Raw genomic sequence first — 25,756 nt, forward strand, 5'->3', positions numbered from 1 at the left:
TTCCTGCCTACGCTGGAATGACAAAACTCAGCAAAAAATTACTAGAAAAGAAAATGGAATTACCAGAGCTATATTTCAAAACCGATACCGAATGGAGAGAATGGTTACACCAAAACCATGACTCAGTAAATGGAGTTCATCTTATTTTCTATAAAGTAGAACATAAAAACGATTCCATGCGTTGGGAAGAAGCTGTTAAAGTTGCGCTTTGCTATGGTTGGATAGACTCTACAGTAAAAAGTTTGGGCAATGGAAAACGAAGACAATACTTCTGCCCTAGAAAACCAAAAAGCGTTTGGAGTGCGCTAAACAAAACCTACATTAAAGAATTAAAGCAGCAAAAGTTAATTCATAAAAGCGGACTTAATACGATTAAAATTGCTAAAGAAAACGGAAGTTGGTCGGCCTTGGATGATGTTGAAAATGGCATTATTCCTGATGAGCTTCAAAAAGCATTCGACAATAATAAAAATGCTTATACCAATTACCTCAACTTTGCTCCTAGTTATAGAAAAAATTATTTGTACTGGTTGAATCAAGCCAAACGACACGAAACCAAACAAAAAAGAATCGCAGAGATAATTAAACTCTGCGATGCTAATGTTAAAAGTCGTAATGCATGGTAAAAGCCTAGCCATAATTTTATTAAAACCTTTAACAACTTAACATCTCTTTTAGAAATCTATGATTTCTTTTCATTAATTTTAAGCTTTACTTAACTAACCTTAAAATAATGAAGAAATTAGTCACGCTCGTTATGCTGTTTTGCATAGCACTTACTTCTGCACAAGAATTTTCAATGGATATGGTTAAAAACATGGCACCACGTAATATTGGTCCTGGTGGCATGTCTGGTCGTGTAACAGCTATAGATGTGGTTACCAAAAACCCTGATATAATGTATGTTGGCACAGCTTCTGGTGGCCTTTGGAAGTCAACTTCCGGAGGCATTAAATGGGAACCCATTTTTGATAAAGAAGTGACTGCTTCTATTGGAGCCGTTGAAATTCAACAATCTAATCCAAGTGTTATATGGGTTGGTACTGGTGAAGGTAATCCTCGTAACTCACTTAACGGAGGTTATGGTATATACAAGTCTCTGGATGGTGGAAAATCGTGGATGGCTATGGGTCTTGAAAAAACGAGACATATCCATAGAATCATTGTTGATCCAACAAATCCAGATGTGGTTTACGTTGGTGCCATTGGTTCACCTTGGGGAGAACATCCAGAGCGTGGAGTTTTTAAAACCACAGACGGAGGAGAAACTTGGACTAAAATTCTTTTTGAAAATAATAAAACTGGTGTTGCTGATTTGGTAATGGATCCTACAAATCCTAACAAATTAATTGCTGCCATGTGGGAACACAAACGCGATCCGTGGTTCTTCAATTCTGGAGGAAAGGGCTCAGGCTTACACATCACGCATGATGGAGGAAAAACATGGAAAAAAATAACTGAAGATGATGGTTTTCCAAAAGGAGACTTAGGGAGGATTGGAGTGGCAATAGCACCAAACAAACCGAATATAATTTACGCAATAGTTGAAGCCAAGAAAAATGCATTGTACAAAAGTGAAGACGGTGGTTTTAATTGGAAAAAAATAAATGATAAATCCGATATAGGCAACCGTCCATTTTACTATTCTGAAATTTATGTAGATCCTCAAAACGAAAATCGCGTCTATTCGGTTTTTACCTATGTTAATGTTTCAGAAGATGGTGGAAAAAATTTCACACAACTGATGCCAGCTTATGGCGTAGATAATGGTATTCATCCAGACCATCATGCTTGGTGGATTCATCCAGAAAATGGCAATTTTATGCTAGACGGAAATGATGGAGGCATGAACATTACTAAAGATGGAGGGAAAACTTGGCGTTTTATTGGCAACTTACCTGTAGCACAGTTCTATCATATTAATGTAGATAACGAATTTCCTTACAATGTTTATGGTGGTATGCAAGATAATGGCTCTTGGCGAGGACCAGCTTATGTTTGGCGTGCGCAAGGTATAAGAAATAGCTATTGGCAAGAAATTAGTTTTGGTGATGGTTTTGATGTCATTCCAGATAGAGACGATTCTCGTTATGGTTGGACGATGAGTCAACAAGGTTACGTAAGCCGTTACGATTGGCAAACCGGAAATAATTATGGTGTTAGACCTACGCATCCAGATACTGATGTAGAATTACGATTCAATTGGAATGCTGCTATTAATATCGATCCATTTGATAATAGTACTGTTTACTTCGGAAGTCAATTTGTGCATAAATCCACCGATAAAGGCGAAACTTGGACAGTCATCTCGCCAGATTTAAGTACTAATGATCCTGAAAAATTAAAGCAATCAGAAAGTGGTGGATTAACTATGGATGCCACTGGTGCAGAAAATCATTGTACTATTTTGGTCGTAGAGCCTTCGCCAGTTGAAAAAGATATGCTTTGGGTTGGCACAGATGATGGGCGAATTCATTACACACAAGATGGAGGAAAAACTTGGAATGATGTTTCAAAAATAAAAAGTTTACCAGAAGGCAGTTGGATCGCTCAAATAAAAGCATCAAATAAAAATAAAGGAGAAGCATTGCTCATCGCAAACGATTATAGACGTTTTAACTATACGCCTTACGCTTACAGAACAAAAAACTATGGTAAAACTTGGGAACGTATTGTTGATGCAGAAGATGTAGAAAGCTACACGCTTGCCATTGTTGAAGATTTAGAAGAACCCAACTTAATGTTTCTAGGCACTGATGATGGTTTATATGTATCCATAAATGCTGGTGAAAAATGGACGAAATGGACCGAAGGTTTCCCAACAACATCGGTTAAGGATTTGGTAATTCATCCAAGAGAACACGATTTGGTCATTGGAACTTTTGGTCGTGCTGCGTGGGTTTTAGATGATATTAGACCTTTACGAGAAATGGCAAAGAATAGTTCTGTTATGACTTCAAACATAGCGTTATTCAATCCTCCTACAGCGTACCAAGCAGCATATCAGCAACCAACGGGAAGTCGTTTTGGAGCAGATGCTATGTATCATGGTGATAATCGTGGTGGTGGAGCTCGATTCAGCTATTTATTCAACAAAAAAGATGCTGTAAAATCTGATATTAAATCAGATGCAAAAAAAGGTGATAAAGCTATTAGTGATAAGAAAGTTGGATTAGAAAAAGATTCCAAATGGGATTCTTTAACACTTAAATTATATGATGGAGAACGACTCATTAGAACGCTAAAACAAAAGGCTCCAAAAGAAAACGGCATTCATAAATGGACATGGTATATGGATGAAGCTGGCGTAAACAGACCATCGCGTCGCATAAGAAAACAAACAAGAGAACCAGGTGGTGTTAGTGTAAAGCCAGGAACTTACAAGGCCGTTTTACATTACGGAGATCAGATGTCTGAGACAACTATAAAAGTAGAATCAGATCCTCGATTAAATGTATCTCAAAAAAACATAGACGAAGTTTATGCTGCTTCTAAACAGTTGGAAAAAATGCAAGAAACAACTGCAGATGCTGTAAAACAATTAATTGAAAGCAAAGACATAGCAGAAAAGTATAAAAAAGAGCTGGCTGAGCTAGACAAAGAAAAGTATAAAACACAGATAGAAGCGTCAAAAAATACCGCTAAAGCTATAGACAGTTTAATTGATAAATATTTAGGTAAAGAAGATAAACGCCAAGGTATTACCAGAAACCCTGAAGTTACACCAATACAAAGATTGAGGGCTGCTCAAGGCTATGTTAATAATAGTCAAACAGGTATAACCTCAACGGAAACCACATTAATAAAGCATGCAAAAGATGCTTTAGACAAATTATTAGGAGAAACCAATAGTTTCTTTAATAAGGAATGGAAAGATTATCAAAACCAAATGAAACAAATTCAGATGGATCCATTTAAAGAAACCAAAGTTTTTAGCATAGACTAACAATCAAAAAACAATATCATATGAAAACAAAATTTTTAACATTATGCATTGCGCTTTCCATGTTTTCTTGCAAAGAAGACAAGAAAGACCAAAAGATCGCACAACGCGAAATTCAAAATTATACCATAAATCAATTTATGGATAATGAAGCCGTTGGAGGAGGTAGTTTCTCCCCAGATAATAGTAATTTATTAATTTCCAGTAACCGCTCTGGTATTTACAATGCCTATACCATACCGACAAAAGGTGGTGAAATGACTCCAATTACAGCATCAGATAGCACTTCATACTTTGCTAATGCCTATTTTCCAAACGATAATAGAATGTTGTTAAGTGCTGATGGTAATGGTGATGAAATTGACCACTTATTTGTTAGGGAAATAAATGGAGACATTAAAGATATTACACCTGTTGAAGGTGCAAAGGCAGACTTCTATGGTTGGTCTAAGGACGATAAACATCTTTATTACGGCTCTAATAAACGAGACCCACGTTTTTTTGACGTTTACAAAATGTCTATTGAAGATTATTCATCAGAATTATTATATCAAAACAATGATGGAATGGATTTTAGTGGCATGTCTGAAGACGAAAACTATTTCGCTTTGTCAAAAACCATAAACACCAATGATAGCGATCTATTTGTTTATGATGCCAAAACCAAGGAAACTATTAAAATAAATGACAATCTTAGTGGTAATTCAGTTCAAGATTTTTCTAAGGATAATTCAAAATTCTACTATACAACAGATGATGGCTCAGAATTCTCATACCTTATGTCTTATAATTTTGAAACCAAAGAAAAGAAAAAGGAAATTGAGAAGTCATGGGACATTATGGGTAGTGGTTTTACTTCCGAAGGAACATACATGGTCGTTTACGTTAATGAAGATGGAAAGAATGCCATTGAAGTTTTAGACGCTAAAACAATGAAACCAATTGAATTACCAGATTTTGAAGGAAAAAGCATAACAAGTGTAAGTTTTAGCGATGATGAAACTTGGATGCGCATGTACGTTGGCGGCTCTAATGCACCTTCAGATTTATATACTTATAATCTTAATACCAAGGAACAACACAAATTAACCAATGTTCTTAATGATGAAATAAATTCAGAGGACTTAGTAACTGCAAAAGTGATTCGTTACAAATCATTTGACGGAGTGGAAATTCCAGCCATATATTATTTACCTCATCAAGCTTCAGCAGAAAGTAAAGTTCCAGCAATGGTTTGGGTACATGGTGGTCCTGGAGGGCAAACACGTCAAAACTTTAATTCGTTAATCCAATATATGGTTAATCAAGGTTATGCGGTTCTTGCCGTAAATAATCGTGGTAGTAGTGGTTATGGTAAAACCTTTTATCAAATGGATGATAAAAACCATGGAGAAAAAGATTTACAAGACTGTGTTGAAGGTAAAAACTGGTTGGCAACTCAACCTGAGATTGATGGTAATAAAATCGGAATTATTGGAGGTTCTTATGGTGGTTATATGACTATGGCTGCATTAACCTATGCTCCCGAAGAATTTGATGTTGGTGTTAATCTATTTGGTGTAACCAACTGGATGCGTACACTTAAAAGTATTCCACCATATTGGGAATCTTTTAGAGAGGCACTTTACAAAGAATTAGGTGATCCTTTTTCAGCAGACTCTGTAAGGCTCAAAAAGATTTCACCATTATTTCATACCGATAAAGTTACTAAGCCTTTAATAGTATTACAAGGTTCAAAAGACCCAAGAGTTTTGCAAGTAGAGTCTGATGAGATTGTTGCTGGAGTGAGAAAAAATGGTGTACCTGTTGAATACGTTTTATTTGAAGACGAAGGTCACGGTTTTATTAAAAAGGAAAACCAAATTGAAGCTTATAGTAAAATTATAGAATTTTTAGATATTCATTTAAAAAAGGAAAACGAACCTCTAGATGGAGAAACACCTTCAAAAAAGATAGAGACGGAGTCTAACTAAGCTATCTAAATAAAAAAAGGCTGTCTAAAAAGTATTCTTTTTAGACAGCCTTTTTAATTTTAATGCCAATATCTACTCTATTCTTTTAAGTCCACTATCATCTTCTATCTTAATTTTTTTTCCAGATGTAGAAATAAGTCCATCTTTTTTAAATTGCGAAAGAATCCGGATAGCGGATTCCGTTGCTGTACCAACGATACTGGCATAATCTTCCCTTGAAAGCACCAAGTTAAAATAGCCATTAGAGTCACTTCCAAATGTTCGCTCAACATAAATTAAAGCCTCAGCCAATCGTTGCTTTACAGACTTCTGAGCCATATTAATTAAATCATCTTCGGCACCTTTCAAGTCAGAAGCTAAATGTTGTAATACATCAAAAGAAAAATCTTTATTCTCGTGAATATTCGTTAAAATTTGATCTTTAGGCACATAACATAATTCAATATCATTAAGTGCAATTGCACTTAGATTCGTTCGTTCATCGCTAATTATAGACCGCTGGCCAATAAGTTCTCCTTTTCCTAATAACTTTACAGTATGATCTTTTCCGTTAGCACTTAGTTTAGTCATTTTGCAAACACCACTACGCACACAATAAACACCGTGTAGCGATTCCCCTTCATCAAAAATTACTTCACCTTTCTTATAATATTTTGTTGTCTTGCAATCCGAAACACGTTTCAATTCCTCTTTTGTGAGGGATTTCATTGAGTTTAACTGCCTTGCAATACAACTTTCACATCTACTCATACCTGTTTAGTTTTCAACCTTTTCAAAGTTATATAAAACATGACAAATATCATATTTTAAAAGCACAAGTTTTGTGACTTTTGTTACAGGTATAAATGAGCAAATTAAAAATGGAAAACAACACTTGTTTTCATTGCGGTGATGAGTGTGGCAATCATGTCATTTCTTTTCAAGAAAAATCATTCTGTTGTAATGGCTGTAAAACCGTTTTCGAGATTTTTAACGAAAATGACTTAACCTGTTATTACGATTTACAAAACTCACCAGGTGCTATCCCAAAAGAAATTGAAGGGAAATACGATTTTCTATCCCAAGAAAATATTATAGAAAAACTAACAGAATTTAGAAGTGATACATTAGAAATTGTAACCCTTTATATTCCGCATATTCATTGTAGTTCTTGTATTTGGATTCTTGAAAACCTCAACAAGCTCAATCCTAATATTTCAGATTCTCAAGTTAATTTTGGTAAGAAAACAGTACGCGTAACTTACAATTCTACGGAAACTGATTTAAAGTCTTTGGTCATCTTATTGAGTTCTATTGGTTACGAGCCTTATATCAGTTTAGATGATTTTAAATCGGGTAAAAAGCAGATCAATCGCTCTTTAATTTACAAATTAGGAGTTGCTGGATTTGGGTTTGGAAACATAATGTTTTTATCATTTCCTGAGTATTTTGAAGTTAACGAATTTTGGCTAGAGCAATACAAACCATTTTTTAGATGGTTAATGTTTGCTCTATCGCTTCCTATAGTATTTTATTCTGCTCAAGATTATTTTATTTCAGCCTATAAAGGTTTAAAAGCTAGGTTACTGAACATTGATGTACCAATTGCTCTAGGTGTCTCTGTTCTTTTTATTAGAAGTACAATTGAAATTATGTTTGATCTGGGCTCTGGCTTTTTCGACAGTTTAGCAGGCTTAGTTTTCTTCCTGTTAGTTGGAAAATATTTTCAGCAAAAAACCTATGATTTCTTGTCATTTGAACGCGATTATAAATCGTACTTCCCTATTGCAGTAACTAAGATAAACACTGAAGGTTATGAAGAAACCATTCAAGTTTATGATATTGAAAAAGGAGACCGGATTTTAATTCGGAATGAAGAGTTAATTCCAGTAGATGGCATATTAATTAATGGTAAAGCCAAAATCGATTATAGTTTTGTTACAGGCGAATCGCAAACCGTATCAAAACAGTCTGGTGACAAATTATTTGCTGGAGGCAAACAAACCTCTGGTGTTATTGAACTTGAAGCTCTAAAGTCAGTAGAGCAAAGTTATTTAACCCAATTATGGAGCAATGACGTCTTTAATAAAAATAAAGAAGAAGGCTTTACAACTATCACCAATAACATCAGTAAACACTTTACTATTGCCATTTTAACAATTGCTGTCATTGCAACAACTTATTGGCTAATAACTGATGTAAGTAAAGCAATGAATGTTTTTACCGCAGTTTTAATTATAGCTTGTCCTTGTGCCATTGCACTTTCTGCGCCTTTTACGTTTGGGAACCTATTACGAATCTTTGGAAAACTAAAGTTCTATATAAAAAATGCAAGCGTTATAGAGCAATTGGCACAAATCAATACTATTATTTTTGATAAAACCGGAACTATAACATCTAACAAACACAGTAATGCAGAGTACGAAGGAGAGACATTATCTAAACAAGAGTCTTTAGTATTAAAAAATTCTCTTCGTGGCTCTAATCACCCATTAAGCAGAACATTGTATAACATTCTTGAAGAGCATGACATTGTAACACTTGACGCCTTTGAAGAGCATATTGGCAGAGGGATTGAAGCCAAGCATAACACTATTAATCTAAAAATCGGATCTGCAAGTTTTGTAAGTAACCCTCAAGAAACTTCAGTCTTAAATACCACAGTTCATATAAGCAGTAATGCTGTTTACAAAGGAAAATATACCTTTTATAATAGTTACAGAAAAGGTGTGTCGAAACTTTTTAACCAGTTAAAAAAACAATATGATTTAGTTATTCTCTCAGGTGATAATGAAGGAGAACTCGAAAATTTAAAGAAACTGCTTCCTGCTAAAACAAAACTAATTTTTAATCAGAAACCAGAAGATAAATTAGAGTTTATAAAATACCATCAGTCTGAAGGAGCAAAAGTTCTTATGATAGGAGATGGATTAAATGATGCTGGTGCTCTTGCGCAAAGTGATGTAGGCATAGCAATTTCTGAAGATGTTAATGTCTTCTCCCCTGCTTGCGATGCCATACTAGATGCCTCAAAATTCAAACAACTTTATGCTTATATAAAAGCATCAAAATCTGCTATAAAGATTATTAAATGGAGCTTTGTGCTTTCATTTTTCTATAACATTATAGGCTTATACTTTGCAGTTACAGGACAATTAGCACCTGTAGTAGCAGCGATATTAATGCCACTGAGTTCTATAAGTATTGTAGTATTTACAACCATTGCTACAAATCTTCTAGGACGAAAATTAAAATAATTTATTCAATATGATAAATATCATGTTTTAAGAATAAGATCAACAGTAATTTTGAACCATAACTTCAGTAGGTATGAGTGTTATTTATATTTTATTAACGATTAGCATCATTGTGGCTATCATTTTCTTCGTCGCCTTTATAGTAGCAGTTAGAAATGGTCAGTTTGATGATAGCTATACTCCTTCGGTACGCATGCTTTTTGAAGACGAACTGGTAAAAGAAAAACCAAAATCAACTATTAAAACCAATAAGACCAATTAATTAATACTATGGAAGTACAACAATTCTATTACGATAACAAAATCGTTAAAAATTTCCTCTACGCCACTATATTTTGGGGCGTTATCGGAATGTTGGTAGGGTTACTATTAGCATTCATGTTTGTTTTCCCCAACTTAACTGATGGCATCTCGTGGCTAAGCTTTGGTAGATTACGACCATTACACACCAACGCTGTTATTTTTGCCTTTGTAGGTAATGCCATTTTTGCTGGTGTATATTATTCATCACAACGTTTGCTTAAAGCCAGAATGTTTAATGACACTCTAAGTAAAATTAATTTTTGGGGTTGGCAAGCCATCATCGTTGCTGCAGCAATCACATTACCTTTGGGATATACTACTTCAAAAGAATATGCTGAGCTTGAGTGGCCTATAGATATTGCTATTGCAGTTGTTTGGGTCGTATTTGGTTGGAATTTAATCGGTACCATCTTAAAACGTCGTCAACGCCACATGTATGTTGCCATTTGGTTTTACATAGCAACATTTGTTACTGTTGCTGTACTTCATATTTTTAATAGTTTAGCACTTCCTGTTAGTGGTTTAAAAAGTTACTCAGTTTATGCTGGTGTACAAGACGCCTTAGTGCAATGGTGGTATGGACACAACGCTGTAGCATTCTTTTTAACAACACCATTTTTAGGTTTAATGTACTATTTTGTACCAAAGGCTGCAAATAGACCTGTATATTCATATAGGCTATCCATCATTCACTTCTGGTCATTAATTTTTATTTACATCTGGGCAGGACCTCACCACTTATTATACACTGCTTTACCAGAATGGGCTCAGAATTTAGGAGTTGCATTTTCGGTAATGCTTTTAATGCCATCTTGGGGCGGAATGATAAACGGCCTTTTAACCTTACGTGGTGCTTGGGATAAAGTACGTACAGAACCCGTGTTAAAATTTATGGTCGTGGCGCTTACTGGTTATGGTATGGCAACTTTTGAAGGTCCTCTTCTATCGCTTAAAAACGTTAATGCTATTGGTCACTTTACCGATTGGATCATTGCACACGTACACGTTGGTGCATTAGCTTGGAATGGTTTCTTAGCCTTTGGTATGATATATTGGTTAATACCGCGATTATTTAAAACAAAATTATACTCAACAAAATTGGCTAACGCGCATTTCTGGATAGGAACTCTTGGAATTATTTTCTATGCTTTACCGCTTTATGTAGCTGGATTTACACAAGCAAGTATGTGGAAGCAGTTTAATCCAGATGGCACATTAATGTATGGTAACTTCTTAGAAACAGTAACCGAAATTATGCCAATGTACTGGATGCGTGCTATTGGTGGAACATTATACATTATAGGAATGCTTATTTTATTGTATAATATTATTCTAACTATTAAAACCTCTAAGGCAGGAGTCACAGACGAGTTAGCGGAAGCACCTGCATTACAACGTGTTTCAAAACACAGAGTTGCAGGCGAAGGATGGCATACCGTTTTAGAACGAAAACCAGTAAAATTAACCATCTACGCGACTATTGCTATTTTAATTGGTGGTATTGTGCAGATTGTACCAACTATAATGGTGAAATCTAACATACCAACTATCTCGAGTGTAAAGCCTTATACACCATTAGAATTAGAAGGAAGGGACATCTATATACGTGAAGGTTGTGTAAGCTGCCACTCTCAAATGATTCGCCCATTTAGATCTGAAGTAGAACGCTATGGTGAGTATTCTAAAGCTGGAGAATTTGTTTACGATCATCCATTCCTTTGGGGAAGTAAACGTACAGGACCAGATTTAGCTAGAGAAGGAGTTGGCGGAAAAATGACAGGTGGACGACCAGACTCATGGCATTTTAAACATATGTACGATCCTCAAGGTGTCTCTAGTGGATCTATAATGCCAGCATATCAATGGCTTATTAGGGATAAATTAGACAAATCACAAACCGAAGCCAAAATGAGAACTATGGTATCACTTGGTGTACCATACACAGAAGAGGATATTGCTAATGCACAACAACAGATGACAGAACAAGGTTCTGAAATTGAAAAAAACCTATATGAGGATTCCGATTTATCGATTTCTTTTGAAGAAGGTAAAAAAGAAGCTCAAGCAAACGGCGAGGAATTCATTGCAGTAAAAGACAGAGAAATAGTAGCACTTATTGCCTATTTACAACGTTTAGGAACAGACATAAAAGTAAAAGATTTACAAACCACAGAAAACTAGAATCATGCTAAAATTTGTAAAAAATCATATGGATAGTATATCTGGAATAGAGATTTATCCCATCATATCATTACTTATTTTTTTCATCTTTTTTGTAGCTCTATTTTGGTGGGTAATCACCGCAAAAAAAGATTATATAACAACCGTTAGCAACTTACCATTAGATAACCAAAACGATACAAAATTATGAGAAATTTAATGCCATCTTGGTTAAGAGTGCCGATTGTCTTTTTTATCATTTTCGGACTTATAGAATACTTCGTAGAATCTGGAGACAAGCCAGCTTTTATGGAACAACCAGCCATATTATTGTTTCTTTTATTAGTCCTTCTAATATTAATTGCAATCGAAGCAATTTCTGGTTCTTTAGAGAATATTCTATATCAAAGTTTAGATGAAGAAGGCAAAGCACGTTACAATGCCAAAAAGCAAAAAGAATCTAAATTTGTTAGTTGGGTAAAAACGACTTACAAAAAACTAATAGGTACAAGACCAATTCAAGAAGAACATGAAATTATTCTTGACCACAATTACGACGGTATTAAAGAATTAGACAACGACCTTCCGCCTTGGTGGCTTTATGGGTTTTATGCGTCCATCATTTTTGCTGTAATCTATTTGTTTAAATATGAAGTCTTTAATGGAGATAACCAGGTTGATGAATTAGCAACGGAATATGCAGAAGCAGAAATTGAACTACAAGAATATTTAAAAACAGCTAAAGATCTTGTGGATTTTAATACTGTAGAAGTCCTTACAGATGCTTCAGATCTGAATAGTGGTAAGAAAATATTTGAAGCCAATTGTGTAGCTTGTCATCAAGCAGATGGTGGAGGAGGCATTGGACCAAACCTAACAGATACCAATTGGATTTTAGGTGGTGGTATTAAAAATGTATTTAAAACCATATCAGAAGGTGGTAGAGATGGAAAAGGTATGATTGCCTGGAAACAAAGCTTAAAGCCATCAGAAATTGCTCAAGTAGCTAGTTATGTATTACAATTTCAGGGCACAACACCAGCTAATGGAAAACCAGCTGAAGGTGATATTTGGATTGATGCCACTTTAAAAGACACAGAAACAGGAGAGAAAGTACATGATGTTGAGATTGAAGTAAAAAAAGTCATTCCTGATTCAATAGGCACTTCAATTGATTTTTAATTAACCGAACTTTAAACAAACCCTAATTAAATGGAACCATCAGAAAACCAATCTTTTAGAGATACGATTGGCACAATGACCGAAGATGGTAAACGCGCTTGGGTTTATCCTAAAAAGCCTAGTGGTAGACTTTACAACTACCGCAAGATTGTAAGTTATGGTTTGTTGGTGTTTTTATTGGCTTCACCATTTATAAAAATTAATGGTAATCAGTTTATATTATTCAATATTCTAGAACGCCGTTTTAATGTTTTTGGATTGCCATTTTGGCCACAAGATTTTTATTTGGTGGTTATGTCAATGCTAATAGGTGTTGTATTTATAACCTTATTTACTGTAAGTTTTGGACGAGTATTTTGTGGTTGGATTTGTCCACAAACTATTTTTATGGAAATGGTTTTCCGACGTATTGAATATTGGATTGAAGGAGATAGAAACAAACAACGTAAACTAGATAGGCAAGAATGGAATGCTGAAAAAGTTAGAAAGAAAGGCTTTAAATGGTTTATATTTTTAATCGTTTCCTTTATCATCGCAAATGTGTTTCTGGCCTATTTAATTGGTAGTGATAAACTTCTAAGATACATCTCTGACAATCCGTTAAATCATTTAGGAACGCTCATTCCGCTTATTATTTTTACAGCCGTTTTCTATTTTGTATTTGCTTGGTTTAGAGAGCAAGTCTGTATTATCGCTTGCCCTTATGGAAGGTTGCAAAGTGTTCTATTAGACAATAAATCCATCGTTGTAGCTTATGACTATAAACGAGGAGAAGCAGAAAATGGAAGAAAGAAATTCAGAAAAAACGAAGATCGCAAAGCTTTAGGTTATGGAGATTGTATAGATTGTATGCAATGTGTTAATGTTTGCCCAACAGGAATAGATATTAGAAACGGTACACAATTAGAATGTGTGAATTGTACGGCTTGTATAGATGAGTGCGATCATATTATGGAAAGCATTAATCTTCCTAAAGGGTTAATACGTTTTGCAAGTGAAGACGAAATCGAAAAGAAAGCCAAGTTTAAAATCACGGCCAGAATGAAAGGTTACATAGCCGTATTATCCATTTTAACAGGTATTTTTATAGGCTTGCTCTTTCTACGCAACGATGTTGAAGCAACAATACTTAGACTTCCTGGTCAATTATACGAACGTAAAGAAGGTAATCTTATAAGTAATGTATTTACCTATAAATTAGTCAATAAAACAACTAAAGATATCAATAACATTAGCTTTAAACTCAGAAAATATAAAGGAAAAATCAAATTGGTTTCTACAACTGATAATTTTATGGTTCCTGCTCAAGAATTAGCAGAAGGCACCTTATTTATTGAAATTGATAAAAATGAATTATCTGGTGACAAAAACAAGTTAGTGATCGAGGTTTACAGTAATGAGGAATTGATAGAAACAACTACGGTTAACTTTTTAGGACCTAGAAGTTATAATTAATTGAATTAATAAGATCCTGAATCAAGTTCAGGATGACAAAATAAATTTTTCCATGAAAATAAATTGGGGAACAGGCATTGTACTAGCATTTATAGGCTTTATAAGCTTCATATTGTATTTTATTATTACTATGAGTACAAACGATAAGTATGATTTTGATTTAGTAACCGAAGATTACTATGGTCAAGAATTACAGTTTCAAGCAGATTTAAATAAAGAAAAAAATTCGCAAGCCTTAACAGAAAATATCAATTGGAAAAAAACAAACGATGGTATTGTTATAGTATTTCCAGAGGATTTAGATCTCACAAAAATAGAGGGAAAAGTGTTCCTATATAGACCATCTAATAAACAATTTGATTTTGAAATACCTATTTCATTATCTAACCGCAATTTGCTCATACCTGACAAACGTTTATTAGGTGGTCGTTGGAACATTAAAGTTGATTGGAATTACAACGAAGAAGCCTATTTATATAAAACTGAAATTATATACTAAATGCTAATTTCTGCTCTCATATTAGGTTTATTAGGAAGTTTGCATTGCGTTGGCATGTGCGGACCAATAGCCTTTATGTTACCTGTAGATCGTTCTAACTCTTTTAAAAAAGTGAGTCAGATTGGCGTATACCACATCGGCAGAATAGTTGCATATAGCCTAATTGGTTTAGTGTTTGGTTTAGTAGGTAAAAGTCTTTATCTGTTTGGAATGCAACAACAATTATCTATAATTATCGGAATTTTAATGATTGTAATTGTTGTTTTACCTCATAAAATAATTGGCAAATACAACCTTTCTAAACCCTTATATAAATTAATTTCCAAGGTAAAATCATCTTTAGGTAAAGCCTTAAAAAAGAAAACCGCAGACACCTTTTTAACTATAGGATTTCTAAATGGTTTTTTACCTTGTGGCCTGGTTTATATGGCAGTTTTTGGATCTATAGCAACAGGAAGTCTATTAGAAGGAAGTCTGTACATGGTTTTATTTGGAATAGGCACAATTCCTCTGATGACTACAGCAATTTATTTAGGTAAATTTTTAAATAGCACTGTAAAACAACGCATCCAAAAAGCAATACCTGTTTTTGTGGTTGTTATAGGTGTTCTATTTATTCTACGTGGATTAGGTTTAGGAATCCCTTACATCTCACCTGCTCCAATTGTAGAAATGGCCTCTAGTGCAATGGAATGTCATTAATTTTTTAATTAAGATATTTTTATCTTAATTAAGATTTTTGACTTATCTTTGTAACATAATAATACACTCAATATGTTTTCTAAAGCTTGTGAATATGGCATAAAAGCAACAATTTTTATTGCGGTAAATTCGTCGGAAAATAAGCGTGTGACACCTAGTGAAATTTCCGCTGAAATTGATTCTCCAACAGCCTTTACTGCAAAAATTCTTCAAGCCTTAGTTAGACACGGAGTTATAAAATCTGTAAGAGGAGCTTATGGTGGCTTTGAGATGGATAAAGATAAAATTGCTTCTACAAAACTATCTCAAATTGTATATGCTATTGATGGTGATAATATTTATAAAGGTTGTGGTTTAGGATTACACACTTGCAATGAAAATCATCCTTGTCCTGTACACGATAGATTTAAAGTGATTAGAGACGAACTAAGGAACATGCTAGAAAATACAACAATAGAACAATTAGCATTAGACATTAAATCTGGTGTCTCATTTTTAAAAATCTAAAAAAATTTGAATATAAATAGGATAATTTTGTCCGAAATAAAATAAATAATATGGAAGTACTACAAAAAAACACCGAAAAAGAAATAGGAAAATATGTTGCTGATGACTTTAGAACAGCTGCCATTTTCTCTAAATACAAAATTGATTTTTGTTGTAATGGCAACAGAACACTAACAGAGGCTTGTGAAAAAAAAGGAATTGACAGCAAAATTATAATGGAAGAACTTAATCAAGTTTTAAATTCTAGCTCAAGCGAAACTATTGATTATAAATCGTGGCCATTAGATCTACTTGCAGAATATATTGAAAAAAAACATCACAGGTATGTTGAAGAAAAAATCCCAGTACTATGTCAGTTTTTAGATAAATTATGTCGCGTGCATGGAGAACGTCATCCTGAGTTGTATAAAATAAATGAACTATTCACTTCTTCAGCAGGTGAATTAGCATCGCATATGAAAAAAGAGGAACTTATACTCTTCCCTTTCATTAAAAAAATGGTAAAAGCAAAATTAGAAAATGGAGTTGTACAATCGCCTCAATTTGGCACAGTGGAAAATCCAATTAACATGATGAAACACGAACATGATACTGAAGGCGAACGCTTTAGAGAAATTGCAGAATTGACTTCTAATTACAATCCACCAGCAGATGCTTGTAATACCTATAAAGTCACTTTTGCCATGCTAGATGAATTCGAAAAAGACTTGCATTTACATATTCATTTAGAGAATAATATTCTATTTCCTAAAGCCATACAACTCGAAAAACAATTTACCTAAATAACCTACTTCTATTTTGATTAATAGCAACTCAAGATTAGTAGCGTATAATCCCAGAAGGCATTAATATTTGCCTTCTGGGATTTTAAATGAAAACCTTTACTTTTATGTTCAATGCTTAAAAAATTAACCATAATATGCCTATTTAACTTTCTTATTGCTGCCCTTATGGGATTAGTATTACGTTTTTCGATTTTAGAACCCATAGGCATAAATTACAGGTTTTTAACCCACGCTCACTCTCATGGAGCCATGTTAGGTTGGGTGTATTTAATGCTATATACCTTTTTTGTATATTACTTTATTCCTGACAAAAAACCTATTTACATTCGTTTGTTTTGGCTCACACAAATTTCTGTAGTTGGTATGATGTTAAGCTTTCCATTTCAAGGATATGCAGCCATTTCAATTTCGTTTTCAACTCTACATATTTTCTGTAGTTATTGCTTTGCCTTTCTTATATGGAAACATCACAAAACCCAATCTCTAGCAACCAAAAAATTATTAAAAGCCTCACTTATATTTATGGTATTGTCTACCATAGGTGTTTGGTGTTTGGGTCCAGCAGTTACAATGCTAGGACAAGCTTCTGCTTTTTATCAAATTGCAATTCAGTTCTTTTTACATTTTCAGTTTAATGGTTGGTTTTTAATTGCGGTAACTGCCTTATTTTTTCATCTTTTAAAGATTAAAGATTCTAAATTATTCAGAACGTATTTTTGGCTATTAATCTCTTCAACATTATTAACCCTTGCTCTGCCAATTCAATGGTTTGCTCCGCATAAAATATTATTAGCTGTAAATGGCTTTGGTGTTATTATACAAGCTGTAATGTTTTATTTATTCATATTAATTATAAATCCCAAACGACTTAATGTAATTAACAAAACATCAAAACCTCAATTCTATTTGTACAGTTTTGCCTTGATTTGCTTTGCGCTGAAAATATTTTTTCAGCTCATGAGTATTTTACCAAAATTTTCAGAAGTGATTTACAGCAATCGCAATTTTGTAATTGGTTTTATTCATCTCTTAATGCTAGGTGCTATTTCAGGATTTTTGCTAGCTTTTATTCTAAAAGGTGGATTAGTTACTTATTCTAAAACTTTATACATCGGTATTTACACTTTTCTTTTAGGCTTTGTTACAACTGAAATTTTATTACTCATTCAAGGTGTTAAATTTTACTTCGGAAGTGGAATGCTCTCAAATTATTACTTGTTATTATTTATTTCAAGTATCTTATTACCGCTTGGCATTGGCTTTCTTATCCACAACATTCTAAAACGTAAAAACTATGCAACCAAAACCCCAAAAACGACATAAAGCGCTTCAGCCGTTAAGCAGAGAGCATCATCATGGGTTATTATTATCCTGGAAAATTAGAGCTGGATTTAGTAAAGAAGTTGATCCCAAACGTATGCGCGTTTACGCTGATTGGTTTTTTAAAAATCAATTAATTCCACATTTTGAAATTGAAGAAAATCATATTTTTCCTATTCTAGAAGATGAAAATAAATTGGTAAAGCGTGCTTTGGCAGATCACAGACGATTAAAACGTTTGTTTGAAGAAACAGGAGATGATACAAAAACCTTAAGCAATATTGAAGAAAAATTAGATCAACACATAAGATTTGAAGAACGCATTCTTTTCCCTGAAATTCAAAAAATAGCTACTGAAACTCAAATGCTTCAAATTGAAAAGATTCATCAACCAGAAAAATTTGTGGATAACGAAAGTGACCCGTTTTGGAAATAGTTTGTTATTGCGTCTGAACTGATATTTATCATAGTTTATGCTCAATGTTAGCTATAAATTTATAGTTAATAAAACCAAGTTATTATGATAAGTAAATTAAAACAAGAAGCTTGCAAACGTTTATTGCAGCAGAATTATATTGGCCATTTAGGATACACCTACCTAAACCAACCGTTTGTTATCCCTATTACGTATTTCTATGAAGGCGATAAAATTATTTGCTATTCTGGTGAAGGTCATAAAATTGATGCGCTACGCAAACACAACGCGGTTGCGCTAGAAGTCTCTGAAATAACTTCTGTAAATCAATGGAAATCTGTTTTAGTGCATGGCACATACCAAGAACTTCGTGGCAGTAATGCAAAAGCGATGTTACACACTTTTTCGTTGGGCGTAAAGGATGTTATTATGCGAAGTGAGCTTAGGGATCTTAATTTTATCAGTGAGTTTTCAGCAAAAATCAGCAATGAAAATATTCCAATTGTTTTTGTCATTAATATTGATGACATCACAGGAAGAATAAGAAATAATTAATCAGCTTTAAAAGTTGTTTTAAACAAACTCGGCTTAACCGTTATCATTAACCAAGCCCAATTGTTGGTATTGTCTTTGTTCCCACCTTTTAAAACTTCCATAGTTTCCGTTGCAAACAACTGAGAATATCCTGCTTGAAAATGGATGTCCTTTGTCCATTTATAACCTAAAACTAAATCGAGTTCAGTACCTAAATTATTTCTTAATTCTTGTCCAGAATTATCAATTACAGCTGCGGCTGATGAAAATATATGAGGCACGAGTTTTGCCGAAAGCTTATCTTTTTGATAGCCAAATGTGGCATTGATATCTAATAACCCTACAGAATTTGCATGATTACCAACATAAAAATAATCCATTAACCCATTAAACTTATGATTGGTACCAAACCAAGGATTAAATGATTTTAGCGTATTATCCGTTGTATTCATATCCGTGCCAGAAAGATATTCCGCACCCAAACCAGTGGTAAAATCATCATTGATACTATAATAAACATTCGCCGCAATATTATAAGCATTCAAATCTGTATTTGCGATTTTTCCAGTTTGATAATAGACAGATGCATCTGCATTCAACTTGTTTTTCTTAAAGCTAAATCTAGAACCTATAGTTTGGTTATAATCTACTTGTTGCTCATCATTATCATCTAAATAAGCTAAACCATTATTTAATATTAAAACGCTTAAATCAACATTTTTAAATTCGGTATGATACCACAAATATTGAAACGCTTTATGGTCGTTAACCAAATAATCCGTATTAAATAATGTTTCAGCATTTTCGTTCATTGCTAACCCAAAATCTAAACGGTTTTTAGAATTGGGTTGATAAGTGGCAATAAAGGCATCATGGCTTCGTGCCTGTTGTGCCCAACCTACATTTCCGAATATTCTGTGGTCGTCATAACTAATCTCTTGTCGTCCCATTTTTAATGAAAACTTAGGGCTTAAAATTAATTGTGCCCAAGCTTCGTGTATTGTAATTCCATTTTTATCCGAAACCGATAATGTCTCCACATCTCCCCAAATTCTTACATTCTGAAACGCCACATAAGCATTCAACTTTTCACCTTTATAACCTAGGTTTAATCGCGTACGTTGCGATATAAATGAAGCTGCATCCACATCATCAGGAATTAGAGTTTTGTAACCATGTCTGTACTCAAAACGTGGCCTTAACTCTGTTGATAGTTCAAATTCTTGAGCATAGGATGTCATTACAACGCCTATACATAGGATTGTTAGAATTGTTTTCATCACTATTATTTATTGAGTTAGCTTAAGGATGGTTTCTATAGTTTCTTTATTGTCAACACCTAGACCTTCTTGTTGGTGAATTAATTCTCCTTCAGCATTAAACACACTTATAATATTTGAATGCGAAAAATCGATAGGTGAGATTTCTTTATACTTCACAGATAGAACATTAGCAAATTCTCTAACTCCACTTTCTGTACCTTGCAAAAAAGTCCATTGTTCATCATCCATTGCATTTTCTATCGCAAAGGCTTTTAGGCGTTCTGGAGTATCGGTTTCTGGATCGATACTGACCAATGCAAACGTTAGATTTTTTATTTTTTCATCAGGAATTTGAGCTTCAATATTGCGCATATCTGCCACTAATCTTGGGCAAGCTGCTTTGCAAGACGTGTAAATCATTACCATAACAAGTGTTTTGCCTTTTAAATCTTCCAGTTGAATTTCTTCTCCTTCTTCAGTATGCCATTTGCTTGTTAAGTTGAAAATAGATTCTTCAGAAATCGCATCCGTTTCTATTTTTTTTGAAGCATTTTTTATTTGTTTCAAGTCCATTTTGCACACAGGGCAACTGCCAGATTCAGTATAAATTTTATCTCCTTCGCATTGCATAGGACATTGATAAACCAGTGACTGATCGGTTGTTGTTTTCGTTTTATCTGAATTGCAAGCAGTTATACTTACAAGCAATACAAATGCTGATATTATTATTTTAAAATGTTTACGCACGCCATACTTATTGATTAAGTCTTCGTGATTTTTTTTTGAAAATTTCATTAGTTGTCTGTTTTAATATCTTGAACACATCTAAACCCTAAATTTTTCATGGAGTACTTAGCTTTTAAACTTCCTCTAATGGCATAGCGCATAAATGCTGCATAATTCATTAAATCCGTAGCGTTAACTGCTGCACTTCCGCAAAAAAGATTACTATCCTTATCGACATCTTTTCGAGATTCACCAGTAATTAATACCGAGTTAAAATCTAATGTCCATTCCCAAACCAAACCATGTAAATCGTAAACTCCCCAAACATTTTTTGGTGTTTCTCCAATTAGATTTTGGTTAGTTCGTGGAGCTTCATACCAAGCTAAGATCTTCTCATTGTAGGTTGGCTTAACACGAGCATCTCGTGTGGTTTCGTCTGCCATAGCTACATATTCCCATTCATCTACTGTTGGTAAGCGTTTGTTCTGACATTCACAATATGCCTTAGCAGCAAACCAAGAGACATACGTTATTGGGCTTTGGGATTTTAATGAATCTATACTTTCTAAGTCGTTTTTCCAATTAGACAGATAGCTGTCATCAGCAAATAGAGAAATCACATTTGATTTTCTCCATTTCGGATATTTTTCTACAAAAGCCTCATAATCAGCAATAGTTACCGGATAAATATCCATTTTAAAATCCTTGACCTCGACAACTGTTGAATCGCGACCATACAAAGGAATATAACGACTACCTTCAATGAGAACCATGTCTTCAACTTGTGCGAAACCAAAAGATTGAAACATAAAACACAGTAAAAGCAAGCTGAAGACTTTGGTTTTCATGATAATATTTATTTATTTTTTACTTTTTCTACCATTTGTTTGGTAACTACTTTACCAGAATTTCCCCAACTGTTATAAACATAGGTCAATACATTGGCCACATCATCTGAAGAAATTAACTGCTTAGTCATTACACTATTGTACTTCTCACCGTTTACGGTTATTTCTCCACTCAATCCGTTAACGACAACACCAATAGCTCTATCTACATCTGCATTTAGGTAATCTGATTTTGCCAATGGAGGAAATGCGTTAGGAATACCTTGTCCTTCACCTTGATGGCAGGCAAAACACGTTTGCATATAGATTTGTTTACCAAACTCCATCTGCTCGTCAAAAGATTTTGCCGGAATTTCAGATTCTACAATCTCATCAGTTGTTGGCATGGTTTGTATTCCTGGGCCTTCAGGTAAATAAATGCCTTCGCGTATTTCACCAGAATAAATCTTTTTATCCTCTTCGCCTTCAACCTTTAACATTCCTAAGGCACCTTTGTTGAATGCTCTGAAAATAGAGTGATCTACTAAAATAAATGTTCCTGGTACATCAACCCTAAACTCCACAATTGCGGCACCACCAGCAGGAATTAATGTTGTTTGCACATTTTCGTTTACTAAATCTCCACCTTCTACATGGACTTTGTCGAATATCTCACCAATGACATGGAAAGACGACACTAAGTTTGGACCACCATTACCAACAAAAAGTCTTATCGTTTCACCGACTTTTGCTGTAATAGCATTATCACCAGTTAAAGCACCAACGCTACCATTAAAAACTACATAATCTGCATTTTCATCAACTGCTTTTTGCATATCAAATGGTTGCAATCCTCTTTCACCATTTTTTCCTTTGGTATAAAAATCACCTTGCATAATGTAATACTCCTTATCTACTTGTGGCAAACCTCCTTCAGGCTCCACCAAAATAAGACCGTACATGCCGTTTGCTATATGCATTCCTACAGGAGCTGTAGCACAGTGGTAAACATACAGGCCTGGATTTAAGGTTTTAAAAGAAAACACTTTCTCATGTCCAGGAGCTACAAATGAAGATTCGGCTCCACCACCTGGACCTGTTACAGCGTGTAAATCTATGTTATGTGGTAACTTGTTGTCTGGGTGATTAGACAATGTAAACTCAACCTCATCACCTACTCTAGTTCTTATAAAACTTCCTGGTACAGAACCTCCAAAGGTCCAATACACATATTTTACACCATCCGTTAATTCGCCCTCTTCTTCAAGGATTTCCATATTAACGATAAGCTTTTTTGCTTTTCGTCTTCCTACGGGAGTAGGCACATGAGGTGGAGCAGTTAGTTCTGCTATCATTTCTCTGCTCACAGGAATATCTGCTGTAGTAGGATTAACTTTTGTATCATTCTCTTTACAAGATGTAAAAAAGAGCGTTCCTAATATTGCAATGCCAAATAAAAATTTTAGATGTTTCATTTTATATCGTTTTTGGTTATTTTAATTTGCTGAATTAAACATTGTTTTAAATAAGACAATTTTATCCTATTTATAAGCGAAGATACAACGCAATTGCATTATAAAACATGACATTTATCAGTTCTGAAAACTATAATCAAATAAATTACTAATAAATAAACGCCAAAAGAATTCTCCTTTGGCGTTTAGTCTTGACATTGAAATAACCCTAACTAATTAAACATCAAGAATTATAATTTAAATGTCATTACTGGTAATGTAGAATGGTTGGCAACATCTTCAGAAATACTACCTTCAAAGAAATGCGCCAATCCTTTTCTGCCGTGCGTGGTAATAGCTATTAAATCTGCATCAACCTTATTTGCAAAATTAAGAATGCCTTCTTCTATTGAATAATCTGAAACCACAGTAACTTCTTTAAACTTGTCTAAATTTCCTTCTATTTTCTTTAAAAATCTTGATATTAATCGATCAATTTCTATGGAACTTTTAAAATCTGTGTTTGGTGTATTAACATATACCAAACGAACATTTGCTTCTAATTTTTCGAAGATCATTTTGGCTTTTATATAACTCTCTACAGACTCATCTGTAAAGTCACTGGCAAAAACAACAGTATTAAATTCTACCAAAATTGGATTATGCTTTACAATTAAAACAGGTATATCTGCATATCTCACAACCTTTTCTGCGTTAGAACCTAATAGCACTTCTTTTGCACCAGAAGCACCATGAGACCCCATTACAATTAAGTCTGCATCGTGCGCCTTAACTAACTCATTAATTTCTTTAAAAACCATAAAGTGCTTTACCACAGGAATTACATTTACTCCCTTTAGGTATGGCCTATCCAAAAAAGTTTCCATTTTTTGCTCGGCTAACTTTAAATAAAACACAGCCTCTTCATTTAAGGAATTTGCACTTGCAGTTATAATAGCATTTGATAACTGCAACATGTGTAGAACATACACTTCTGAGTTATATTTTTTTGCAATTGAAGCTGCAGTTTCTAAAGCATATTCAGAATGTTCTGAAAAATCTATTGGTACTATAATTCGTTTCATATTAATATATTTTTAAATGGTCATTGAAAATAATTGAGTATTAGGTTTTTTGCGTTGCAATAGCAAATCAAAAGCCATGCAAATGTTTCTTATAAAAGGTTTTCCTTTTGCTGTTACAATGATTTGCTTATCTCCAAACTCAAGTAGGTTATCTTGTTCAAACTCTTTTAACTTCATAAGAACTTCTGGCAACTCATCAAAATTTAACGCTGTATGTTGCCATGAGGTATTAAAATTGCACATAAGGTTAAGGATATGTCTTCTTATTTTAAGGTCTTCAGTATTTAAAATGTGACCTCTATACACTGGAATAATTCCTTCGTTAATAAGATGATAATATTCCTCTATAGCTTTTACATTTTGGGCAAAACCATACCAGCTATCACTTATTGAAGATACTCCCAAACCAATCATAGCCTGTGTTGTAGAAGCCGTATAACCCATAAAATTACGATGCAAAGTTTCTTGAACTGCTGCTTTGTATAAAGAATCACTTTTTAAAGCGAAATGATCCATACCTATTTCAGTATATCCAATCTTTTCAAGAAGTAATTTTCCTGTTTCATATTGCTGACGCTTAGATGTACCTGAAGGCAAATCTGCGTCCTTAAAACCTCGTTGACCATTACCTTTTATCCAAGGCACATGCGCATAACTATAAAAGGCTATGCGATCTGGCAACAAGCTTTCAGTCTTGTTTATGGTTTCTATAACATCGGCTTCTGTTTGAAAAGGTAAACCAAATATTATATCATGACCAACAGAAGTATAACCAATCTCTCTGGCTAATTCCGTAACCTTTTTTACATTTTCGAAAGGTTGAATGCGGTTAATAGCTTTCTGAACTTTTAAATTATAATCCTGAACTCCAAAACTCACACGTCTAAAACCTAAATCGTAAAGCACCTGAAGATGTTCTGCAGTAGTATTATTAGGGTGACCTTCAAAACTAAACTCATAACCTTGGGCTAATTCAGAGGATTTTAATAATTCTGAAATTAAAAATTTTAAATTTTCGGGAGAGAAGAATGTTGGTGTACCACCTCCGAGGTGCAATTCTTTAATTTTTGTTTTTTCTCCTAATAAATTTAAGTACAAATTCCACTCTTTTAAAACCGCTTTTATATAAGGAGATTCCACTTCGTGTCGCTTTGTAATCCGTTTATGGCAGCCACAAAAAGTGCACAAGCTTTCGCAAAAAGGTAAATGTATATACAAACTTATACCTTCAGACCTATTAGATTCATTAAAAGATTGCTTTAAAGATGTCTTCCATTTTTGCAATGAAAACGAATCCATATCCCAATACGGAACCGTAGGATAGCTAGTATATCTAGGACCTGAAACGTTGTACTTATTGATTAAAGATTGACACATAATTAATTCTT

23 protein-coding genes are annotated in these 25,756 nt (G+C 34.0%); 16 read left to right on the forward strand and 7 right to left on the reverse strand.

The window, feature by feature from the left end:
• Window positions 1–17: 17 nt before the first annotated feature.
• The 3 genes from ACFFGA_RS10905 (at window position 18) to ACFFGA_RS10915 (ending at window position 5,916) form a co-directional block, all read left to right on the forward strand.
• Complete coding sequence (locus ACFFGA_RS10905; RefSeq protein WP_386063762.1) at window positions 18–626, forward strand: YdeI/OmpD-associated family protein; 609 nt, start codon at window positions 18–20, stop codon at window positions 624–626.
• Between the two features lie 107 nt (window positions 627–733).
• Window positions 734–3,946 (forward strand): VPS10 domain-containing protein, encoded by a 3,213-nt coding sequence (locus ACFFGA_RS10910; RefSeq protein WP_386063765.1) that lies wholly within the window; start codon window positions 734–736, stop codon window positions 3,944–3,946.
• Between the two features lie 20 nt (window positions 3,947–3,966).
• On the forward strand, window positions 3,967–5,916 hold the full coding sequence (locus ACFFGA_RS10915; protein WP_386063768.1) for a S9 family peptidase: 1,950 nt from the start codon (window positions 3,967–3,969) through the stop codon (window positions 5,914–5,916).
• A gap of 72 nt (window positions 5,917–5,988) precedes the next feature.
• Here ACFFGA_RS10915 and ACFFGA_RS10920 read toward each other — a convergent pair whose 3' ends face one another.
• Entirely contained in the window at window positions 5,989–6,624 is a 636-nt protein-coding gene (locus ACFFGA_RS10920) for a Crp/Fnr family transcriptional regulator (RefSeq protein ID WP_386063771.1), read from the reverse strand.
• Between the two features lie 152 nt (window positions 6,625–6,776).
• Between ACFFGA_RS10920 and ACFFGA_RS10925 the strand changes: the two genes are divergently transcribed.
• From ACFFGA_RS10925 to ACFFGA_RS10985, 13 genes are all read left to right on the forward strand, one after another.
• A complete protein-coding gene (locus tag ACFFGA_RS10925; RefSeq protein WP_386064347.1) occupies window positions 6,777–9,152 on the forward strand; it encodes a heavy metal translocating P-type ATPase in 2,376 nt (791 codons plus the stop codon).
• A gap of 73 nt (window positions 9,153–9,225) precedes the next feature.
• Window positions 9,226–9,414, forward strand: coding sequence for a cbb3-type cytochrome oxidase assembly protein CcoS (gene ccoS / locus ACFFGA_RS10930; protein WP_386063774.1), 189 nt, complete (start codon window positions 9,226–9,228; stop codon window positions 9,412–9,414).
• A gap of 8 nt (window positions 9,415–9,422) precedes the next feature.
• Entirely contained in the window at window positions 9,423–11,636 is a 2,214-nt protein-coding gene (gene ccoN / locus ACFFGA_RS10935; protein WP_386063777.1) for a cytochrome-c oxidase, cbb3-type subunit I, read from the forward strand.
• Between the two features lie 4 nt (window positions 11,637–11,640).
• Window positions 11,641–11,826, forward strand: coding sequence for a CcoQ/FixQ family Cbb3-type cytochrome c oxidase assembly chaperone (locus ACFFGA_RS10940; protein ID WP_386063780.1), 186 nt, complete (start codon window positions 11,641–11,643; stop codon window positions 11,824–11,826).
• The gene (locus ACFFGA_RS10945) at window positions 11,823–12,797 is read left to right on the forward strand and encodes a cbb3-type cytochrome c oxidase N-terminal domain-containing protein (protein ID WP_386063783.1); all 975 of its coding nucleotides are present in this window, start codon (window positions 11,823–11,825) and stop codon (window positions 12,795–12,797) included. The genes ACFFGA_RS10940 and ACFFGA_RS10945 overlap by 4 nt, the downstream gene beginning before the upstream one ends.
• 30 nt (window positions 12,798–12,827) lie before the next feature.
• The gene (gene ccoG / locus ACFFGA_RS10950) at window positions 12,828–14,252 is read left to right on the forward strand and encodes a cytochrome c oxidase accessory protein CcoG (RefSeq protein ID WP_386063786.1); all 1,425 of its coding nucleotides are present in this window, start codon (window positions 12,828–12,830) and stop codon (window positions 14,250–14,252) included.
• A 52-nt stretch (window positions 14,253–14,304) separates the two neighbouring features.
• Entirely contained in the window at window positions 14,305–14,751 is a 447-nt protein-coding gene (locus ACFFGA_RS10955) for a FixH family protein (protein WP_386063789.1), read from the forward strand.
• The gene (locus ACFFGA_RS10960) at window positions 14,752–15,453 is read left to right on the forward strand and encodes a sulfite exporter TauE/SafE family protein (protein ID WP_386063792.1); all 702 of its coding nucleotides are present in this window, start codon (window positions 14,752–14,754) and stop codon (window positions 15,451–15,453) included.
• Window positions 15,454–15,525: 72 nt separating this feature from the next.
• A complete protein-coding gene (locus tag ACFFGA_RS10965) occupies window positions 15,526–15,960 on the forward strand; it encodes an RrF2 family transcriptional regulator (RefSeq protein WP_386063794.1) in 435 nt (144 codons plus the stop codon).
• A 50-nt stretch (window positions 15,961–16,010) separates the two neighbouring features.
• Entirely contained in the window at window positions 16,011–16,742 is a 732-nt protein-coding gene (gene ric / locus ACFFGA_RS10970) for an iron-sulfur cluster repair di-iron protein (protein ID WP_386063796.1), read from the forward strand.
• Window positions 16,743–16,910: 168 nt separating this feature from the next.
• The gene (locus tag ACFFGA_RS10975) at window positions 16,911–18,068 is read left to right on the forward strand and encodes a hypothetical protein (protein ID WP_386063799.1); all 1,158 of its coding nucleotides are present in this window, start codon (window positions 16,911–16,913) and stop codon (window positions 18,066–18,068) included.
• Entirely contained in the window at window positions 18,040–18,501 is a 462-nt protein-coding gene (locus ACFFGA_RS10980; RefSeq protein ID WP_386063801.1) for a hemerythrin domain-containing protein, read from the forward strand. The genes ACFFGA_RS10975 and ACFFGA_RS10980 overlap by 29 nt, the downstream gene beginning before the upstream one ends.
• An 84-nt stretch (window positions 18,502–18,585) precedes the next feature.
• Entirely contained in the window at window positions 18,586–19,035 is a 450-nt protein-coding gene (locus ACFFGA_RS10985) for a pyridoxamine 5'-phosphate oxidase family protein (RefSeq protein WP_386063804.1), read from the forward strand.
• Here the strand turns inward: ACFFGA_RS10985 and ACFFGA_RS10990 are convergent.
• The 6 genes from ACFFGA_RS10990 to hemN all read right to left on the reverse strand — a co-directional run bounded on the left by ACFFGA_RS10990 (window position 19,032) and on the right by hemN (window position 25,745).
• Window positions 19,032–20,294, reverse strand: a complete 1,263-nt coding sequence (locus ACFFGA_RS10990; RefSeq protein ID WP_386063806.1) for an alginate export family protein — start codon at window positions 20,292–20,294, stop codon at window positions 19,032–19,034. The two genes, ACFFGA_RS10985 and ACFFGA_RS10990, sit on opposite strands and share 4 nt — an antisense overlap.
• A gap of 9 nt (window positions 20,295–20,303) precedes the next feature.
• The gene (locus tag ACFFGA_RS10995) at window positions 20,304–20,924 is read right to left on the reverse strand and encodes an SCO family protein (RefSeq protein WP_386064348.1); all 621 of its coding nucleotides are present in this window, start codon (window positions 20,922–20,924) and stop codon (window positions 20,304–20,306) included.
• A gap of 146 nt (window positions 20,925–21,070) precedes the next feature.
• Window positions 21,071–21,850, reverse strand: coding sequence for a formylglycine-generating enzyme family protein (locus tag ACFFGA_RS11000; protein ID WP_386063809.1), 780 nt, complete (start codon window positions 21,848–21,850; stop codon window positions 21,071–21,073).
• An 8-nt stretch (window positions 21,851–21,858) separates the two neighbouring features.
• Window positions 21,859–23,304 (reverse strand): copper-containing nitrite reductase, encoded by a 1,446-nt coding sequence (gene nirK / locus ACFFGA_RS11005; RefSeq protein WP_386063812.1) that lies wholly within the window; start codon window positions 23,302–23,304, stop codon window positions 21,859–21,861.
• A gap of 230 nt (window positions 23,305–23,534) precedes the next feature.
• On the reverse strand, window positions 23,535–24,368 hold the full coding sequence (locus ACFFGA_RS11010; protein WP_386063815.1) for a universal stress protein: 834 nt from the start codon (window positions 24,366–24,368) through the stop codon (window positions 23,535–23,537).
• A 12-nt stretch (window positions 24,369–24,380) separates the two neighbouring features.
• Window positions 24,381–25,745: an oxygen-independent coproporphyrinogen III oxidase gene (gene hemN / locus ACFFGA_RS11015; protein ID WP_386063818.1), complete on the reverse strand. Its 1,365-nt coding sequence runs from the start codon at window positions 25,743–25,745 to the stop codon at window positions 24,381–24,383.
• Window positions 25,746–25,756 lie beyond the last annotated feature (11 nt).

Source organism: Winogradskyella pulchriflava (assembly GCF_042434315.1).
In the GTDB taxonomy this organism is placed as follows: domain Bacteria; phylum Bacteroidota; class Bacteroidia; order Flavobacteriales; family Flavobacteriaceae; genus Winogradskyella; species Winogradskyella pulchriflava.

Excerpts from the sequence above, each read along its gene's own strand:
- ACFFGA_RS10980 (WP_386063801.1), top strand. The coding sequence starts at position 18,040 with ATGCAACCAAAACCCCAAAAACGACATAAAGCGCTTCAGCCGTTAAGC.
- ccoG (WP_386063786.1), top strand. The coding sequence starts at position 12,828 with ATGGAACCATCAGAAAACCAATCTTTTAGAGATACGATTGGCACAATG.
- ACFFGA_RS10985 (WP_386063804.1), top strand. The coding sequence starts at position 18,586 with ATGATAAGTAAATTAAAACAAGAAGCTTGCAAACGTTTATTGCAGCAG.
- ACFFGA_RS10965 (WP_386063794.1), top strand. The coding sequence starts at position 15,526 with ATGTTTTCTAAAGCTTGTGAATATGGCATAAAAGCAACAATTTTTATT.
- ACFFGA_RS10925 (WP_386064347.1), top strand. The coding sequence starts at position 6,777 with ATGGAAAACAACACTTGTTTTCATTGCGGTGATGAGTGTGGCAATCAT.
- ACFFGA_RS10905 (WP_386063762.1), top strand. The coding sequence starts at position 18 with ATGACAAAACTCAGCAAAAAATTACTAGAAAAGAAAATGGAATTACCA.
- ACFFGA_RS10940 (WP_386063780.1), top strand. The coding sequence starts at position 11,641 with ATGCTAAAATTTGTAAAAAATCATATGGATAGTATATCTGGAATAGAG.
- ACFFGA_RS10990 (WP_386063806.1), bottom strand. The coding sequence starts at position 20,294 with ATGAAAACAATTCTAACAATCCTATGTATAGGCGTTGTAATGACATCC.
- ccoN (WP_386063777.1), top strand. The coding sequence starts at position 9,423 with ATGGAAGTACAACAATTCTATTACGATAACAAAATCGTTAAAAATTTC.
- ACFFGA_RS10920 (WP_386063771.1), bottom strand. The coding sequence starts at position 6,624 with ATGAAATCCCTCACAAAAGAGGAATTGAAACGTGTTTCGGATTGCAAG.
- ric (WP_386063796.1), top strand. The coding sequence starts at position 16,011 with ATGGAAGTACTACAAAAAAACACCGAAAAAGAAATAGGAAAATATGTT.
- ACFFGA_RS11010 (WP_386063815.1), bottom strand. The coding sequence starts at position 24,368 with ATGAAACGAATTATAGTACCAATAGATTTTTCAGAACATTCTGAATAT.
- ACFFGA_RS10945 (WP_386063783.1), top strand. The coding sequence starts at position 11,823 with ATGAGAAATTTAATGCCATCTTGGTTAAGAGTGCCGATTGTCTTTTTT.
- ccoS (WP_386063774.1), top strand. The coding sequence starts at position 9,226 with ATGAGTGTTATTTATATTTTATTAACGATTAGCATCATTGTGGCTATC.
- ACFFGA_RS11000 (WP_386063809.1), bottom strand. The coding sequence starts at position 21,850 with ATGAAAACCAAAGTCTTCAGCTTGCTTTTACTGTGTTTTATGTTTCAA.
- ACFFGA_RS10975 (WP_386063799.1), top strand. The coding sequence starts at position 16,911 with ATGGGATTAGTATTACGTTTTTCGATTTTAGAACCCATAGGCATAAAT.
- ACFFGA_RS10960 (WP_386063792.1), top strand. The coding sequence starts at position 14,752 with ATGCTAATTTCTGCTCTCATATTAGGTTTATTAGGAAGTTTGCATTGC.
- ACFFGA_RS10915 (WP_386063768.1), top strand. The coding sequence starts at position 3,967 with ATGAAAACAAAATTTTTAACATTATGCATTGCGCTTTCCATGTTTTCT.
- ACFFGA_RS10910 (WP_386063765.1), top strand. The coding sequence starts at position 734 with ATGAAGAAATTAGTCACGCTCGTTATGCTGTTTTGCATAGCACTTACT.
- nirK (WP_386063812.1), bottom strand. The coding sequence starts at position 23,304 with ATGAAACATCTAAAATTTTTATTTGGCATTGCAATATTAGGAACGCTC.
- ACFFGA_RS10955 (WP_386063789.1), top strand. The coding sequence starts at position 14,305 with ATGAAAATAAATTGGGGAACAGGCATTGTACTAGCATTTATAGGCTTT.
- hemN (WP_386063818.1), bottom strand. The coding sequence starts at position 25,745 with ATGTGTCAATCTTTAATCAATAAGTACAACGTTTCAGGTCCTAGATAT.